At 69.9% G+C, this 15,596-nt stretch carries 16 protein-coding genes; 5 read left to right on the forward strand and 11 right to left on the reverse strand.

Annotated features, from left to right (window positions below):
* Positions 1 to 22: 22 nt before the first annotated feature.
* Genes ACV7JO_RS14515 through ACV7JO_RS14535 form a run of 5 tightly spaced genes read right to left on the reverse strand, consistent with a single transcriptional unit; the run spans position 23 to position 3,371 of the window.
* Complete coding sequence (locus ACV7JO_RS14515; RefSeq protein WP_470354125.1) at positions 23 to 475, reverse strand: TIGR00725 family protein; 453 nt, start codon at positions 473 to 475, stop codon at positions 23 to 25.
* 40 nt (positions 476 to 515) lie between these two features.
* Positions 516 to 1,925 (reverse strand): poly(3-hydroxyalkanoate) polymerase subunit PhaC, encoded by a 1,410-nt coding sequence (gene phaC, locus ACV7JO_RS14520; protein ID WP_470354126.1) that lies wholly within the window; start codon positions 1,923 to 1,925, stop codon positions 516 to 518.
* Positions 1,926 to 1,929: 4 nt separating this feature from the next.
* The gene (locus tag ACV7JO_RS14525; protein WP_470354127.1) at positions 1,930 to 2,475 is read right to left on the reverse strand and encodes a poly(R)-hydroxyalkanoic acid synthase subunit PhaE; all 546 of its coding nucleotides are present in this window, start codon (positions 2,473 to 2,475) and stop codon (positions 1,930 to 1,932) included.
* 42 nt (positions 2,476 to 2,517) lie between these two features.
* Entirely contained in the window at positions 2,518 to 3,069 is a 552-nt protein-coding gene (locus ACV7JO_RS14530) for a hypothetical protein (RefSeq protein ID WP_470354128.1), read from the reverse strand.
* Positions 3,070 to 3,074: 5 nt separating this feature from the next.
* Entirely contained in the window at positions 3,075 to 3,371 is a 297-nt protein-coding gene (locus tag ACV7JO_RS14535; RefSeq protein WP_470354129.1) for an AbrB/MazE/SpoVT family DNA-binding domain-containing protein, read from the reverse strand.
* Between the two features lie 294 nt (positions 3,372 to 3,665).
* On the opposite strand from ACV7JO_RS14535, the gene ACV7JO_RS14540 reads away from it, so the two are divergent.
* Positions 3,666 to 4,214, forward strand: coding sequence for a MaoC family dehydratase (locus tag ACV7JO_RS14540; protein ID WP_470354130.1), 549 nt, complete (start codon positions 3,666 to 3,668; stop codon positions 4,212 to 4,214).
* Here the strand turns inward: ACV7JO_RS14540 and ACV7JO_RS14545 are convergent.
* The 4 genes from ACV7JO_RS14545 to ACV7JO_RS14560 form a co-directional block, all read right to left on the reverse strand.
* Entirely contained in the window at positions 4,211 to 5,050 is an 840-nt protein-coding gene (locus ACV7JO_RS14545; RefSeq protein WP_470354131.1) for an alpha/beta fold hydrolase, read from the reverse strand. The genes ACV7JO_RS14540 and ACV7JO_RS14545 overlap by 4 nt on opposite strands.
* 90 nt (positions 5,051 to 5,140) lie before the next feature.
* Positions 5,141 to 6,451 carry an oxidoreductase gene (locus ACV7JO_RS14550; RefSeq protein WP_470354132.1) on the reverse strand — a complete coding sequence of 437 codons (1,311 nt, stop codon included), beginning with the start codon at positions 6,449 to 6,451 and terminating at the stop codon, positions 5,141 to 5,143.
* A gap of 75 nt (positions 6,452 to 6,526) precedes the next feature.
* Positions 6,527 to 7,018, reverse strand: coding sequence for a KEOPS complex subunit Cgi121 (cgi121, locus tag ACV7JO_RS14555; protein WP_470354133.1), 492 nt, complete (start codon positions 7,016 to 7,018; stop codon positions 6,527 to 6,529).
* A complete protein-coding gene (locus tag ACV7JO_RS14560; RefSeq protein WP_470354134.1) occupies positions 7,018 to 9,420 on the reverse strand; it encodes an ATP-dependent DNA helicase in 2,403 nt (800 codons plus the stop codon). The genes cgi121 and ACV7JO_RS14560 overlap by 1 nt, the downstream gene beginning before the upstream one ends.
* A 106-nt stretch (positions 9,421 to 9,526) precedes the next feature.
* On the opposite strand from ACV7JO_RS14560, the gene ACV7JO_RS14565 reads away from it, so the two are divergent.
* From ACV7JO_RS14565 to ACV7JO_RS14580, 4 genes are all read left to right on the forward strand, one after another.
* Positions 9,527 to 9,772, forward strand: a complete 246-nt coding sequence (locus ACV7JO_RS14565; RefSeq protein ID WP_470354135.1) for a ferredoxin — start codon at positions 9,527 to 9,529, stop codon at positions 9,770 to 9,772.
* A 157-nt stretch (positions 9,773 to 9,929) separates the two neighbouring features.
* Positions 9,930 to 11,282, forward strand: coding sequence for an MATE family efflux transporter (locus ACV7JO_RS14570; RefSeq protein ID WP_470355789.1), 1,353 nt, complete (start codon positions 9,930 to 9,932; stop codon positions 11,280 to 11,282).
* An 88-nt stretch (positions 11,283 to 11,370) separates the two neighbouring features.
* Entirely contained in the window at positions 11,371 to 11,466 is a 96-nt protein-coding gene (locus ACV7JO_RS14575) for a hypothetical protein (protein WP_470354136.1), read from the forward strand.
* Positions 11,467 to 12,252, forward strand: coding sequence for a DUF7089 family protein (locus tag ACV7JO_RS14580; RefSeq protein WP_470354137.1), 786 nt, complete (start codon positions 11,467 to 11,469; stop codon positions 12,250 to 12,252).
* A 23-nt stretch (positions 12,253 to 12,275) separates the two neighbouring features.
* On the opposite strand, the gene ACV7JO_RS14585 is transcribed toward ACV7JO_RS14580, so the two are convergent.
* On the reverse strand, positions 12,276 to 13,403 hold the full coding sequence (locus ACV7JO_RS14585; RefSeq protein ID WP_470354138.1) for an ORC1-type DNA replication protein: 1,128 nt from the start codon (positions 13,401 to 13,403) through the stop codon (positions 12,276 to 12,278).
* Positions 13,404 to 13,509: 106 nt separating this feature from the next.
* Positions 13,510 to 15,489, reverse strand: a complete 1,980-nt coding sequence (locus tag ACV7JO_RS14590; RefSeq protein WP_470354139.1) for a MutS-related protein — start codon at positions 15,487 to 15,489, stop codon at positions 13,510 to 13,512.
* Positions 15,490 to 15,596 lie beyond the last annotated feature (107 nt).

Here is a 15,596-nt window from a genome sequence, read left to right on the forward strand (position 1 = left end):
TGGCGTGCGCCCGGTGCCGCCGTCACTGCACCGCTGACTCGACGTAGTCGACGGCCGCCGCGGGCGTCTCGACGTGTTCGATACCGTCCAGCCCGGCTATCCGGTGGGTGTCGAGTCCCGCGACCGGCCGCCCCATATCGAGCGCGTGGCCCAACTCCGAGAGCGTCCCGGTCGCGCCGTCCACGGCGACGACGGCCGTTCCGTTCATCACGACGAGGACGTTTCGGGCGCTGCCAAGCCCCGTCGCCACGGCGGTATCGACGTAGTCGTTCGCCGCCGCCGGCCGCTCGCCGGGCAGGACACCGACGGTGTGGCCGCCCCGTTCGCTCGCTCCTCGGCAGACTGCTTCCATGACGCCCCCGAGGCCGCCACAGACGACCGCGTGGCCGCGCTCGCCCAGCAGCCGTCCCACCTCGCGTGCCTGCCGGTACTGTTCGTCCCCGACCGTCGAACCGCCGATGACCGAGACGCGCACGGCTCGCCGTTCGCGGTCGGCCGTGAAAAAGCCGCCCGCGCTACAGCTGGTCGAGCCAGTCCTGCGCGCGGGACTCAGTGGTCTGTGCGATTTCGGCCAGTTCGGCGGCGTCGCGGTCTGCGAGGTCGGCGGTCGTCTCGACGCCGGCCTCGCGCAGCCGGTCGGCGTAGGTCGGGCCGATGCCCGAGACGGTCTCTACGTCCGCGCCGGCTTCGGTGGCGCTCTCCTCGACGGCCGCGGCCTCGTCGGTCGCGTCCACCTCGTCGGCGACCTCCTCGACGGCCGCCGCCGCCTCGTCGCCCGGGGACTCGACCTCGATGTCGACCCCGTCGCTGGGGTTCCGGTCCGTGTACCACTGAGCGACCTCGGGCCAGAGGTCGGCGTGGGTCGACGAGGAGACCGACAGGCCGATGTGGCCCGTCGAGAACTCGATGGTCCGGGTGTCCTCGCTGGCGATGACCTCGTTGAACGGCTTGGAGGCCTCCGGCGGGATGAGGTGGTCGTACTCGCCCATCAGCTGGAGGACGGGCATGTCGATCTCGTCGAGGTCGACGTGCTTGCCGTCCAGTTCGAGCTCGTTCCGGTAGAGCTTGTTGTCCTGATAGACGTCTTCGAGGAACTGGACGTAGGCCGCGCCGGCCACGTCGATGCCGTCGCCGAGCCACTTCTCCATCCGGCCGAAGTTCTCGACGAACGCCTCGTTGTCGAGGTTTTCGGCCAGCCGGATGTACTTCGAGACGTAGTTCTCGACGGGGTCCATCAGCGCGAAGCCGATGTCGAGCATGTCCGCGGGGACGTTGCCGAAGGTGTCGGTCACGTCCGACGGGGAGTAGTACTCCTCGGAGCCCCACTCCTCGAGGACGCCCCCGGTGTGGTCGAAACACAGCCCCGCGGCCATCAGGCCCAAAGCGTTGACCTTCTCGGGGTGGAGCGCGCTGTACATCACCGACATGGTACCGCCCATGCAGTAGCCTAACACGTTGATGGCGTCCTGCCCGGAGCGGTCCCGGACCACGTCGACGCAGTTGTCCATGTAGCGGTTGACGTAGTCGTCGAGGGTGAGATGCTGGTCGAGCCGCGAGGGCTCGTTCCAGTCGACGAGGTAGACGTCGTGACCGGCCTCGAGCAGGCGGCGCACGACCGACCGCTCCTCCTGTAAGTCGAGGATGTACGGCCGGTTGATGAGCGCGTAGACGATGAGGATGGGCACGTCGGCTTGCTCCGCCTCGGGGACCTCGATGCCGGCGGCCTCGGCGTCGTAATGGAGGAGTTCGAGCTTGTTCTCCTCGTAGACGACCTCCGAGGGCGTCTGGCCGACCTCGACGGACTCCATCAGTTCGAGGCGCTCGTCGGCGACTTGACTCGTCTCGGCGGCGTCGCTCATCGACTCCAGCGTCTTGGTCTGCATGTCGAGCGCGGCCGCGAACGGGTTGAACGGGTTGCTGGACATCGTGTTACTCCTCGAGGTGCTCGAGGACCTCGTCGAGCTTCTGTTCGACGGCGTGTTGACGGCGCTCTACTTCGAGGAGGCGCTTGGCGACCTCGTCGATGTCGTCGCGGGTGGGAAAGCCCATCTGGGCGAGGGCGTCCTGACTGAGTTCGTCGGCCTCCTGTTGCATCTCCATGACGGACTCGACGAGTTGGCCGTTGGCGGCGGCGAACGCGGAGGTCCCCATCACGTGTTTGAACGCCTCGTTGGCCGACTGGAGCCAGATGTCCCGGAACTCCGCGGGGTCGACGTCCTCGCCCTGTGCGGCCTCGGTCGAGCGCTCGACCATCTGCTCGGCGGCGTCGAGCCACTCCTCGTAGGCCCGGTTGTACCCCTCGATGCCCTCCCCGAGTTCGTCCTCCTCGGGGATGGTGTCCTCGACGGCGTCGGCCCACGACTCCACGAAGGCCGCTTGGGCCTTCATGTTCTGCTCCATCGAGTCCGCGACGGCTTCGTTCATCTGCTCGACCATCTCCGTCCATTCCTCCTGCATCTGGTTTGAATCACTCATGGTGTGTAGCTCCGCGCTCGCGCACAAAAAACGGCTGGGTAGTTACGCCTCGACGGCGTCGGCGGCCTGCGCCTGCACTTCCTCGACCTGCTCTTGGATCTCCTCGACCTGCTCTTGGACCTCCTCCAGCTGGTCGCCGAACTGCTCGGCGGCCTCGACGGACTGGCTCTCGAGTTCCTCGTGGGCCTCGACGAGCAGTTCGACTTGGTCGCTGACGGCAGCGACGTACTCCTCGGTCATCTCGTCGTAGGCGTCGGCGCTCTCGACGAGTTCGGACTCGACGTTGTCGAAGGCCTCGGCGTGGTTCTCCAGCAGGAAGTCGTACTGCTCGTCGACGGCGGCACGGACCTCGTCGACGGTGCCGGCGACGCCGGGCACAGTCGCCTCGACGGCGTCGAGGTAGCTGTGGAGTGCGGTCTTCGACAGCTCGACGCCCCGGCGCTGGGCGGACTCCTGCGTGTCGAGGCTGTCGATGACGGCCTCGTTGACGTTCTGCTGGAAGGAGACGCTCTGTTCGAGCGCCTTCTGGCTCTGCTCGATAGTCGCACGCTGCATCTCGAACGCGGTCGTGACGGGGGTGGTGTAGTCTACCATTGGAATCACTCGGTGTTGTTTTTGACCGGGAGGACGACGGTCTGCACGATGTCGCCTTCCTCGATGTCGAGCGCCTCGCGCTCGGCGTCGGGGATACTGATGCGACCGCCGCTCTGCACGCGGGTCTTGAACGTCGCCATCTGACTCATCGCGCCGAGCTGATTCATATCGAAGCTCGGCATACCGCCGCCCGCGAACAGCTGTCGCATCAGTTCCTGCTGTTGCTCCATCGCCGACTCGCTGGCCTGCTGCATCCCCTTGAACATCGGGGGCCACATCGTGTCGTCGTCCTCCTTGGCCATCGTACTACCGTGTAGACCGTTCAGCGACATAAGCCTTCCGCTCGATACCATCTGATACCATTCAATACCATAGAGTGGAATAGAGATGCACGTAACTCCCCCGCCCTCCCGTAGATTCTGTCGATTCACCGAACGATACAATCCGGTTTTCGGACGGTAGAAGCCTTCTCGCGGCGTTCCGTGGGCGGAAAACAACGCCAAGGTTTAATAGTTCGGACCCAGTGGTGTGTAGCAATGAGTTCTGAATCGTCTCGGAACCCGCTACTAGATACATGGACGGAGACGTCCTCGCATATGTTCAACAGCGTCGTCGCCGCCAACCGGGCGGCGTTCGCCGCCTTCGGCGTCCAACAGGGCGGTGACGGGGACGCGGTCGCGCCCGCCGAGCGAATCGAACCCGACGAGGACCTGCCGGAGTGGCACGTCTCCATCTCCGAGGACCATCCCGACCAACTCGGCGTCGGCGACAGCGTCGAGTTCACCAAGACTGTCTCCGAGGAGGACGTCCGCCAGTTCGCGGCCGCCAGCGGCGACACGAACCCGCTACACCTCGACGACGAGTTCGCCGAGCAGACCCGCTTCCGGGGCCGCATCGCCCACGGGACGCTCGTCGGCAGCCTCATCAGCGCCGGACTCGCACGTCTCCCCGGTCTGACCATCTATCTATCGCAGGACCTCGAGTTCCACAACCCGGTCCGCATCGGCGACCGGCTGACCGCCGACTGCGAAATCGTCGAGGACCTCGGCGACGACCAGTACCGGCTGACCACACGGGTCAGCGACGGCGACGACGTCGTCATCGACGGCGAGGCCGTCGTTCTCATCGACGACCTGCCCAACTAACAGAAGGCCCGCAGCGTCCGGTTGAATCGCTCGCGTTGTTCTCTTGGCGGACAGTGCCCGCAGTTCTCGAAGACGGCCAGCGTCCCGCCCGTCGCCGTCGCCGCCCGCTCGGACCACCGCTTTGGCAACAGCGGGTCCGCAGCGCCGTGGACGAACAGCGTCGGCACGTCGAGTTCGTCGAGCCTGTCGGCGTAGTTCGTCCGGAACCCACCCGGCAGGAATTCGCTGCGCTGCCAGCGCCGCATCGCCCGCACCGTGTCGCGGTCGACGACCGAGGCCACCTGCTCTATCAACTCCGCGGGCGGCTCCCCCGGTCCCATGTTGCGGAAACTCGCCCGAATCGCCGCCTTCGACGCGCCGAAGCCCCGCCAGAGCATGTGCCCGAGTACCGGCGTCTGGAGGACGCCGCTGGCCGCGGTGCGCCAGTAGGCGTCGGAGCCGAGCCCGTAGCTGTCGACCAGCGCGAGGCGCTCGACCGTGCCGCCGTCGAGAGCGTATCCCAGCGCGACCGCGCCGCCCATCGAGAGCCCGGCCAGCGCCGGCTCGTCGATGTCGAGTTCGTCGAGAAACGCCGCGAGCGTCTCCAGATAGTACGCCGTCGTGTACTCCCGGTCGGGCTTGTCGCTCTCGCCGTGGCCCGGTAGGTCGGGCGCGTAGACGGTCCGGTCGGCCCCCAGCGCCGGGAGCGCGTGTCGCCACGACACCGTCGCCGCGTCGAGCCCGATACCGTGCAGAAACACCAGCGGCGGCCCCTCGCCGCCGGTCCGGTAGTGGATTCCCACCTCGTCGCCGTCGACCGAGAGGTCGACCCGTTCCGACGCGATGTCTACTGTCATCGCCCGCTCTCGGGCTTCGAGCCGGATGAGCCTTTCCAGTTCGAGCACGCTGGCGCTGTCGCGGGCGACGCGGCCGGGCCGCCACGCCCCTCACCGCCGATTGTTTCGCTCGTAGGCACCGTCCCGTTCGAGGCGTGCGCGCTCGCGGACGACGGCCGGCGTCCGACAGCGGCCGGGCTCGCCGGCGACCTGTGGGACGGTGCAGTTGTTACAGCTGTCACACAGCGCGTCCCGGCCCGCGAGCAGGCGCGCCCCGAGCCGCGGCTCCGCGTAGAACGGGCGCGCCATCCCGACCATGTCGGCCGCCGGGGCCGCCTCGCCGGCACCGAGATAGCGGTCGCAGTCGGCCCGCGTCCGCAGACCCCCCTCCAGCAACACCGGGGTGTCGACGCGCTCGCGCACCGCCCGGCAGAGGTCGGCGTTCCACCCGGGCTCCCGTCCGAACCGCCGGCCTTGGAGCCGGTTCAGCAGTTCGACCGCCTTCGCTCGCCACCGCCCACCGAAGGCGGCGGCGTAGTCGGTCTGCAGGTCGGCGGCGGCCCACGCGCGCTCGGGGACGGCCCCGCGGACGATGCTCATGTCCCAGAACGTGCTGACCTCGACCGGGACCAGCGCGTCGTACCCGATGCCGACGAGCCGTTCGGCGATGCGGAGACCCCCATCGCGGCCGATATTCCTTCGAACGAAACTCGGAGATGCGGTCTCCACGGGGACCTTCGTCACCAGCGCCACGTCGCCGGCGTGGTCTCGGACGGCGTCGTGGACGGCTTCGAGGAAGCGGACGCCGTCCCCGAACTCGTCGTCGCGGCGGTTGTAGAACGGCGAGAGGAACTGCTGGACCAAGCTCATGTTGGCCGCCGAGAGGTGGACCCCGTCGTAGCCGGCGTCGACCGCGTGGCCGGCACAGCGGCCGAACCGCTCGGCGAGGTCCCACACCTCGTCGGTCGAGAGGACCCGCGGTCGGAGCCCTATCAGCCCCGCGCGGTTGAGTGCCCGCAACTGCCACGACGGCCGTGAGACGGCTAGTTGCTGCTCGTCGGGGTTGCGTTCCCGGTAGCCCGCGTGCCACGTCGCCATGCTCCGCAGGCCGCCGTGTGCGAGCTGGAGGAATATCTTGCCTTCGTGTGCATGAATCGCGTCCGTCAGCCGTTCGAGGCGGGCGACGAACGCGGGGTCGTGGACCCGGGTCATGTTCGGGGCGGCACAGCCGCCGGCCTCGGTGACGACGCTCGCGCCTTGGAAGACGAGGCCGACGCCGGAGGCGGCGCTCGGTTCGAGTTCCTCGACCAGCCTGTCGACGGCGTCGGGGCCGTTGCCGGCACACTCCAACACCGGGGCGCGATACAGGCGGTTCGGGACTGTCACGCCGCCGATATCGACCGCGTCCGTGAGGTCGGTCACGGCCCGCGGGTCGGCGCGGTGGTTCGTCGCGGTCCCATGGGGCGGCGTAGCACGCCGGCGAGCAAAACGCTGGCGCTACTTCTCGACGGTCAGCAGGGCGACGCGCTCGCGGACCACGTCCGCCAGCGTCCCGTCGGTCGCGTCGAGTTCGGCCCCGCTCACCTCGAAGAACGCCCGGACGCGCTCGGGGTCGTACTCCCCCAGCGTCCGGTGCCCGGTCAGGAGCCGCCCTATCTCCTCGGCGGCCGCGTCGGCGTCCCCGTCGCCGACCACGACGGCGACGACGGGGCACCCGCCCTCCCCGACGCCCATCTCCAGCGCCCGGTCTATCTGCCGGCGACCGGCCGCGTACAGCAGTATCTCGACGCCGAAGTCGTCGGCGACGCGTTCGCCACGCTCGCGGGCGCGCCGGGCGAGCGCGACGGCGCGTTCGAGGTGCACGCGGTCGACCACGTAGCGGGCGTCGAATGCCTGCGCAGTGACGCCGTGGCGCTCCCCGATCTCTTCTAGCGTCGCCACGAACGCCCCCACGTCGTCGATGTCGGCCCGGCCCTCGACGACCCGCATCAGAAATCACCCAGACTGGCTTGGTCCTCACCGGTCTCCGCCGGTGCCGACGTGTCCTCCGCGTCGTCGTCGGGCACCGACACCTCCGACGCCGGCTCGACGCCCTCCATCGAGGGGTCGCGGTGGCCGGCGTTTTCCAGCACGTTCTCGGCGGTCTTCCGGCGGCCCCGCAGCGCCGCCAGCACCACCGACTTGTCGGCGTCACGGAGGTCGGCCCGGTCGGCGATGCCGGCCGCGAACAGCCGGCGGGCGCGCTTGCGGCCCACGCCCCGGACGCCGGCGAGGTCGACCAACTCCTCCCGGACGCCGTGTTCGACGCGGACGCGGGCCTCGCTGACGGCCCGGGCCGCGTCCATGTCGAGTTCGCTCGCCAGCGACTCGGCCGCGCCCAGCAGCCACTGGGCCGCCTCGACCTTCCCGCGGATGTCGCCCGGGCCGACGCCGTAGCGCTCGGTGATGGTCTCCTCGTCGACCTCGGTGGCCCAGTCCTCCAGCAGGCGGCCGGTCTTCAGCGCCGCCAGCCAGTCCTCGAAGCGGTCGTCCTCGTACTCCGAGGGCGTCGGGCCGAGCAGCTCCGATTCGCGCTCGTACAGTTCCATCTCGTACTCCTCGCGGTCGCCAGACCGGAGATACAGCTCGTACATGTCCGGCGTCCGCGAGACGAGGTGATAGAGGCCGAGCGCCGAGATGTCGTCCGGGTCGGCCTCGCCGCCGGTCGGCTCCGCGTCCGCCAGTTCGTCGGCGGTCGTGAACCCCTCCTCGGGGTCGGTCGGCCCCTCGTCGGCCCTCGCCTCGCCGGCGTGGCGCTGCCAGTGGTCCAGCCCGTCGATTATCTCGGCGGCGCTCATCGGGTCCAGATAGAGCCGCGAGACGGTGTGTCCGAGCGACGTGGCGTCCAACTCGCCGCCCGCCCGTTCGAGGAAGCCGTTGCGCTGGAGGTAGGTCAACACGTCGTCGACGACCCGCTCCAGCCGCCCGCTCTCGTCGGTCTGGCTGGCGTACAGCGTCTGTTCGAGGAACTCCAACAGCCCCTCGCGCGAGCGGGCGAACCCCGAGGCGACGGTGGCGAGGATGTGGGTCCGTAGGGCGGGTTCGGCGGCCAACTTCGACCGGACGGGCTCGGGGTCGGCCCAGACGTACCGCTCGAACAGTTCGTCGAGTTCGTCGTGGCTGTTGGCGACGAGGACGGCCTCGCCGTAGGGGTCCAGCCCCGGCCGCCCGGCCCGCCCCATCATCTGGTGGACCTCCAGCACGGAGAGGGGGGCCATCCCGCCCGCGGAGCCGTCGTAACGCCGCCAGTCCCGGACGACGACGCGCCGCGAGGGGGTGTTGACGCCGGCGGCGAGCGTCGGCGTCGCACAGACCACCTTCACGAGGCGGTCGCGGAAGGCGTCCTCGACGAGTTCCCGGTGGTCGCGGGCCAGCCCGGCGTGGTGGAAGGCGGCCCCGTCGGCGACGGCGTCGGCGAGGTCGTCGCTGGTCTCGGTGTCGCTCACCGCGCGTATCTCCTCGGCCACGTCGGCCAGCCGGTCCCGCTCGTCGTCGGTGAGGTGGGGTCTGACCGTGCTCCCCAGCCGCCCCGCCGCGGCCTCGGCGTTGCGCCGGGAGTTGACGAACACGAGCGTCGACCCGCCTTCCTCGACGACCTGCCCGTCCTCGTCGGTCTCGTCGGTCAGCGTGTCCCGGACGACGGCGGCGGTGGGCTTCTCGTTGCTCCGGACCGCCAGCCGCTGTTGGCTCCCGTCTTCGAGGTGGAGCGCCTGCCCGTAGTGGACCCCCTTCTGGAGGTCGATGGGCCGCCAGTCCGAGTCGACGAGTTCGGCGTCGAGCCACTCCGCGAGCGCGCCGGCGTTGCCGATGGTCGCCGACAGCGCGACCGTCTGGAGGTCGGGGTTCAGCCGCCGGAGCTTCGCCAGCGTCACTTCGAGCGTCGGCCCGCGCTCGCCGTCGTTGACGAGGTGGACCTCGTCGGTGACGACGCAGGTCAGGTCTTCGAGCCACGGGGCGTCGTTTCGCACGAGGGAATCGACCTTCTCGCTGGTGGCGACGACGACGTCCTTGTCGGCGAGCCAGCCGCCGTCGGACTCGTAGTTGCCCGTCGAGACGCCCACGTCCAGTCCGTACTGCTCGAACTGCTCGAACTCCGCTTGCTTCTCGCTCGCCAGCGCCCGCAGCGGGACGATGTACAGCGCCGTGCCGCCGCGGGCGACGGCCGACAGCATCGCCAGTTCCGCAACGAGGGTCTTGCCGCTGGCCGTCGGGATGGCGGCCACGAGGTTCCGGCCGTCGGTGACGCCCGCCTCGACCGCCTCGGCCTGTGGCGGGTACAGCTGTTCGATGCCGTCGGCGCGGAGGTGCTCCGGAAGCCAGTCGGGCACGTCCGGCAGGTCCGCAACGTCCATTACGCCCCCGTTGGCGCGTCTCCGGGTTTAAGTTGTCGTCCCGGCCCCGGAGCGCCGCCCGCGCCCGGAGGGGAACCGTTTTGCCCGCCACACCGCAACGGCCCGTATGGAGGTCGTGTACGACTACGACACCTGTATCGGGATGTTCCAGTGTGTCGCCGAGTGGGACGCCTTCGAGCGCGACGAGGACGCCGGCAAGGCCGACCTGCGCGACAGCGAGGAGCGCGAGGACGGCGTCTTCGTCCGCGAGGTGCCCGCCGACGCCGAACTCGACGCGAAGTTCGCGGCGCGGGCCTGCCCGGTCGACGCCATCGAGGTCTACGACGACGACGGCGAGCGCCTGATTCCCTGACCCGTCCCGAAAGCTACGTGCGTCTGCCGGCCAAGCGAACACCGTGGTCAAACGCCTCGCCCGCCGCCTGATACGGGCCGTCCCCGCGTTGCTGGCTCGCTTCGGGCTCGTCGACCGCCAGAAGGCCACCGAGGCGACGGACCTCGCCGCGCCGGTGATGGTCACCGGTGGCCTCCGCATCCTCCTTCGCATCGCGGACTTCCTGATGGTCGGCCTCGCCCTCGGCGACGCCGCCATCGCGGGGCTCGAACTGGGCTTTCAGTACTACTTCGTGGGCTTCGGCCTCTCCTTGGCCGTCTCCTCGGGGACGATAAGCGTCGTCTCCCGGCTTCAGGGAAGCGACCGGCCCGCCCGGGCGGACCTCGCGGTCAAGCAGTCGCTGTGGCTGGCGTTGCTCGTCTCGCTGCCCCTGACGGCCGTCTCGTGGCTGTACCCCGAGGCGCTGCTCCGGGTACTCTCGAACGACCCCGAGACGGTCCGCTACGGCGCGACGTATCTGGCCATCGTGATGCTGTCGATGGCCCCGCGGTTTTTCAGCATGGTCGCCGCGCGGGCGCTGGCCGGCAGCGCCGACACGCGGACGCCGATGTACGTCCGCCTGCTGTCGCTGCCGACGAACATCGCCCTCAACGCCGTCCTCGTCTTCGGGCTGGGCCCGGTCGAGCCGATGGGCATCGCCGGGGCGGCGTGGGGGACCGCGGCGGCGAACACGCTCGCGGCGGCCATCTTCCTCGGCCTGCTGGTCTCGGGGCGCTACGCCGTCCGCCTGCGGCCGGGCGGCCGGCAGGTCGACCTCGCACTACTCGCGGAAATAGTCCGCGTCGCGGCCCCGCTGTCGGGGATGCGCCTGCTCCAGACGTTCGGCCGGTTCCCGTTCCTGTTCGTGCTGGGCGTCATCGGCACGCCGACGCTCGCGGCCTACGCCATCGGCCGGCGCGTGATGTTGCTCGCGCTGATGCCGGCGTGGGGGTACGCGACGGCGGCCTCGACGCTGGTCGGCCAGCGCCTCGGTGCCGGCGACGAGGCGGCCGCGACCGACTACGGCTGGCAGACGGTCCGCGTGGCGCTCGCGGTCCAGTTGGCGCTGGCCGCGGCGCTGGTCGTCTTCGCCCGTCCCGTCGTCTCGCTGTTCGGGACCGCCTACCCCGGGCTGGCCGCCCAGTTCGTCCGCGTCTTCGGCCTCGCGGTCGCCGGCTTCTCGGTCTCCCGGACGATGCGGGGCAGTCTCCGGGGTGCCGGGGACACTCGTTGGCCGCTGTACGGCACCTTCCTCGGGAGCTACTGCGTTCGCCTCCCGGTCGCCGCGCTGGCGCTTCCCGTCGGCTTCGCCGTCACGGTCCCGGTGTTCGGTCTCTCGTTCGCGCCGGGGCTCGGACTGGGCAACGCTGCCGTCTTCGCGGCCATCGTCGGCGACTTCTACGTCAAGGCCGCGGTCAACACCGGCCGCTTCCGGAGCGGGAAGTGGCGCGACGTGGCCCGCGGGGCTGGCGTCGGTACCGCGGACGACTGAGCGGGCCGCGGCTGGGGGCCGCTTCCGGGCCCGGCAAGCGCGTCGCCGTTTCTCAAGGTTTAATGTCCGGCCCGCGGAACCGGTTCCCATGAGCAAGGCAACCAAGATAGTGCTGGGTACCATCGCCGTGTCGGGGCTGCTCTCGCTGGGCATCGTCGTGAACCTCATCCTGTTCTCCGCGTAGATGTTCGCCGAGCGGACGCTGGACGACGACCTCGCGACCGTCCGGGACGAGTACGCACCAGACGCGCTCGTCCTGAACTGCGAGCGGGATTTCGAGACGCTCGACCCGGCGGTCGCGGAGGAACTGCTCGTGGTGACCGACTCGGTCGACCCGCTCTCCTACGCGGCGGCGTGGGTGCCCGACGGGGCCCCCAAGGCGCTCCGTCGCTTCGCCGGCGGCGACCTGACCATCGGGATGCCCGGCGACGGCGGCGTCGCGTGGACCCACCAGACCGACCCGCCCTGCCTGTTCGTCAAGCCGCGACTGGAGACCTCGCCGGACGATTTCGTCGACTTCCTCGTCGCCGAGGCGCTGGTACAGGTCGGACTGGACGAGCCCGAACACTTCCTCGGCTTCTTCGGGGACGCCTACCCGGCCCTCGCCGACGCGACCGACGACCGGCTGGCCCCCGCCGGGACCTACCAACTGGCCGCGGCGCTGTACGACGCCTATCTGGGACTGCACACCCGCGAGACGTTCGCCGGGTGGGCCGACGACCACCCGGCGCTCTTCGCCACGTGGCAGGACGCCGGCGAGCGCCTCGAACCGCGCTTGGGCGACCTCCACGCCGAAATCGCTAGCGGGGCGACCACCTTCGCCGCGGCCGCGGAACTGGCCTGTAGCGCGGTCAAACACGGCGTCGAGGTGCCCGCGCCCTTCGCCGCGCTCGACACCGACGCCTACCGGGAACACGGTGCCGCGTACGCCCTCCGGTGGGTCGAGAAGACCGCCGCGACGCTCGACTAGCCGTATGCGAACGAGTACAGCGTTTACAGACGGTCGAGAACCGCGTCAGCGTCGTAGTTGAGCGTCAGTTCCCGCGAGCGGCCCCGTCCCTCGACGTTCGTGTAGTCGGCCTCGATGATGCCGAGCTGGTCGAGCTTGTTGATTATCTCCGAGTAGCGGGTGTACCCCAGTTCCGTCGCGTCGTTGAACGCATCGTAGATGTCGCCCGCGCGCTTGCCGTCGTGTTCGGCGATGACCTCCACCAGCGCGGCCTCGGACTCGGAGAGTTCCTGTAGCCGCCGGGAGAGGTGGACGTACTTCGACTTGTCGTAGGCCGCCTCCACGTCCTCCAGTTCGACGCTGCGGGAGGCGCGCATCTCGGCGTTCATCCCGGCCCGCCGCAGGAGGTCGATGCCGACCCGGAGGTCGCCCGTCTGTCGCTCGGTGAGTTCGGCGACGCGGTCCAACACGTCCGGGCCGACGACGCCCTCGTTGAACCCTCGCTCGACCCGCTCGTCGAGGATGTCGACGATGGCCGGCTGGTCGTACTTGTTGAAGTACACTTCCTCGGGGCGAAACACCGACTGGACCCGCGTGTCCAGTTCCTCGATGACGTCCAAATCGAGGTCCGAGGAGACGCAGATGACGCCGATTTTCGCGCCCGAGTGGGCTTCGTGGGCGCGCAACAGCGAGTACAGCGTGTCCGAGGCCTCCGACTCGTAGAAGAGGTAGTTCACGTCGTCCAGCGCCACGACCAGCACCTCGTCTTGCTCGACGAGTTCGTCCGTTATCTGGGAGAACAGCTTCTTGAACGAGATGCCCGAGGAGGGGGGTTCGTACTCGAATATCTCGGCGAACAGCCGGGAGAAGACGGCGTAGCGCGTCGAGTCGACCTGACAGTTGACCCGCACCGCCTGTACGTCCGTCTGGGCGGTCAGTTCGTCGAACAGTATCTGCGTCGCGGTCGTCTTTCCGGTCCCGGGCGGCCCGCGCGCGATGACGTTCAGCGGGCGCGACCCCCGCACGGCCGGCCTGAGCGCGTACTTCAGACTCTCCATCTGGCTCTCGCGGTGTTTGAACGTCTCCGGGAGCCAGTCGATTTCGAAGACGTGCTCGTCCCGGAACACCGACTCGTCCCAGCCGAGCATCCCCTCCTCGGGGTCGTCGCTCATCACTTTCACCGAGCTTCGCGGTCCACTTAACCGTTCCCCCGACGGCGGCGACGGCGGCGTTTTCGGCCGCGTCACCCGGACACGCGCACCGGTTCGCCGAGCCGGCTCAGTCGAACTTCTCCAGTAAGTCAGCGTAGAAGTCCCCGTCGTCGTCGGCGAGCTTCTCGACGATGAGTTCCGGCGTCGAGCGGGCGAGTTGGCCTTTCACCGGCGAGCGGTTCACGCGCAGTTCGCCGTCGACCAGCCCCTCGGCCTCGATGCCGTCGACGGCGAGGTCCGCCGCGGCGGCGTCGCGGATGTCCTCGGCCAGATGCGAGACGAACACGCCCGTCGCCTCCCGGTCGGCCAGCGACTCGACGATGCCGGCGACGATGGTCGCCGCCGCGCCCGGTTCCGTGATGGACTCCAGTTCGTCGACCAACACCAGCACGGGCCGGTCGTCGCTCACGTCGGTCACCAACTCGCCGAACTCCCGGAGCGTGGCCTCGAAGGCTCCGGCGTCGAGTGTCCCCTGCGTCTTGGCGTGGTAGTGGAGTTCCGTCACCCGGCCGACGCGGGCGGACTCGGCGGGGACGGGCAGGCCCATGTGCGCGAGCGTCGTCACGAGCGCGACTAGGTCCAGCGTCGAGGTCTTCCCGCCGCTGTTGACCCCCGAGAGCAGCGTCACGCCGTCGACGGCGTAGTCGACCGGCTCCACGTCCTCGAAGGGCACGTCCAGCAGCGGCGAGCGCCCGCCCTCGATGTCGAAGCCACCCTCCTCGGTCACCGTCGGCATCGTACAGTCGAAGTCGTCGGCGAACCGCGCGACCGCGCGCTCGACGTCCAGTTCCAAGGCGGCGTCGACCAGCGCCTCGGCGTCGGCCCGCAGGTCCGCGAGGTCGTCGGCCAGTTCGCGCTTGCGCCGGGTCGCCCGCCGGTCCCGGGCCGCCGTCAGCTCCTCGCGCAGGCGGCTCACGGCGTCCTCCTTGTGTTCGACGGGGTAGGCCGGCTCGTCGGCGAACGCCCGGCGGGCCATCGCCTCCGTGTCGCGCAGTTCGAGTGCGTCGACGAGGCGGTCGCGGGCCTTCTCGACGGCCGCGGCGTACTCGTCGGCCAGTTCCCGCTGGAGCAGCGAGTCGACGCCCGCGCCACGCTCGACCAGCGACAGCAGGTCGGTCCCCTCGATGGTCACGTCTCGCTCCTCGATGGCCTCCCGGAGGTGGTCGTTGGCGGCGCTCTCGGCGGCCGAGACGGCGGCGTCGAGATCGTCGACCGCCGTCGACAGCCGGTCGAGTTCGTCGTCGCCCCGGACCCCGCCGTCGTCGTCGAGCGCGTCGAGCGCGGCTGCCAGCGCGTCGAGGTCACACGGCGGGTCGAGGTCGGCCGCGCGGTGGACGGCGACGGCGGCCCGGAGCCGGTCGCGGTTCCGGGCGAAGAAAGTCAGCACCCGCTCGGGGACGACCGACGTGGGGTTCTCCAGCGCCTCGGGCTCGACCCGCACGTCGCCGTCAACGTCGACGCCGGCGAAGGCCTCGTCCAGCGCGACCACCGTCGAGTACGACCGGGCGAGTTCGGCCAACTGCCGCGTGTCGTCGACCACCTCGACGCTGACCTCCGGCACCGCCTCCTGTGCCGCCGCGTAGCGCTCGGCGTCGCTGGTCGCCAGACAGCGGTCCCGGACCCGCACGCGCCGGGGCTCCGAGAGCGGCGCGACGCCGGCCAGTGCCTCGGCGACCGCGGGGTCCGGCTCGCGGGCCAACGCCTCCCGGGCGAACTCGCGGACCTCCTCGATGCGGCTCCGGGCCCCGCTGGGGTACAGCGTCTCCAATCGCTTCTCGGCGTAGTCGGTGACGGTGCGCTCGGCCAGCAGCGACAGCGCCTCGCGGTGCAGTTCCCGCGCCCGCTCTGTCGCCGCGAAGCCGCCGTCGTCGTCGTGTTCCGCCCGAATCGCGCCGCGGGCGATGCGGGCCGCCCGCCCCTCGCTGACCCCCGACGCCCGGGCCAGCGTCGCCACGTCGCCCTCGCGCAGCGCTCGCTCGGGGTCGTCCAGTTCCCGTAGCGCGTCGGCCGTCTTCGCACCGACGCCCGGCACCGATTCGAGTTCCATCTGCCCGCCCGTTCGCGGCCGGGGAGAAAAAACCCCGCGCCGCTCTCGACCGCTCGTCGGCGTGGGCACGGCCGAACGGGGAACGCGAAGGCGTTTTGGGCGTCCGC

Source organism: Haloarcula sp. MBLA0138 (genome assembly GCF_055632455.1).

Excerpts from the sequence above, each read along its gene's own strand:
- ACV7JO_RS14540 (WP_470354130.1), top strand. The coding sequence starts at position 3,666 with ATGTTCAACAGCGTCGTCGCCGCCAACCGGGCGGCGTTCGCCGCCTTC.
- ACV7JO_RS14585 (WP_470354138.1), bottom strand. The coding sequence starts at position 13,403 with ATGAGCGACGACCCCGAGGAGGGGATGCTCGGCTGGGACGAGTCGGTG.
- ACV7JO_RS14575 (WP_470354136.1), top strand. The coding sequence starts at position 11,371 with ATGAGCAAGGCAACCAAGATAGTGCTGGGTACCATCGCCGTGTCGGGG.
- ACV7JO_RS14570 (WP_470355789.1), top strand. The coding sequence starts at position 9,930 with ATGGTCACCGGTGGCCTCCGCATCCTCCTTCGCATCGCGGACTTCCTG.
- ACV7JO_RS14560 (WP_470354134.1), bottom strand. The coding sequence starts at position 9,420 with ATGGACGTTGCGGACCTGCCGGACGTGCCCGACTGGCTTCCGGAGCAC.
- ACV7JO_RS14545 (WP_470354131.1), bottom strand. The coding sequence starts at position 5,050 with ATGACAGTAGACATCGCGTCGGAACGGGTCGACCTCTCGGTCGACGGC.
- ACV7JO_RS14530 (WP_470354128.1), bottom strand. The coding sequence starts at position 3,069 with ATGGTAGACTACACCACCCCCGTCACGACCGCGTTCGAGATGCAGCGT.
- ACV7JO_RS14590 (WP_470354139.1), bottom strand. The coding sequence starts at position 15,489 with ATGGAACTCGAATCGGTGCCGGGCGTCGGTGCGAAGACGGCCGACGCG.
- ACV7JO_RS14535 (WP_470354129.1), bottom strand. The coding sequence starts at position 3,371 with ATGGCCAAGGAGGACGACGACACGATGTGGCCCCCGATGTTCAAGGGG.
- ACV7JO_RS14580 (WP_470354137.1), top strand. The coding sequence starts at position 11,467 with ATGTTCGCCGAGCGGACGCTGGACGACGACCTCGCGACCGTCCGGGAC.
- cgi121 (WP_470354133.1), bottom strand. The coding sequence starts at position 7,018 with ATGCGGGTCGTCGAGGGCCGGGCCGACATCGACGACGTGGGGGCGTTC.
- phaC (WP_470354126.1), bottom strand. The coding sequence starts at position 1,925 with ATGTCCAGCAACCCGTTCAACCCGTTCGCGGCCGCGCTCGACATGCAG.
- ACV7JO_RS14565 (WP_470354135.1), top strand. The coding sequence starts at position 9,527 with ATGGAGGTCGTGTACGACTACGACACCTGTATCGGGATGTTCCAGTGT.
- ACV7JO_RS14525 (WP_470354127.1), bottom strand. The coding sequence starts at position 2,475 with ATGAGTGATTCAAACCAGATGCAGGAGGAATGGACGGAGATGGTCGAG.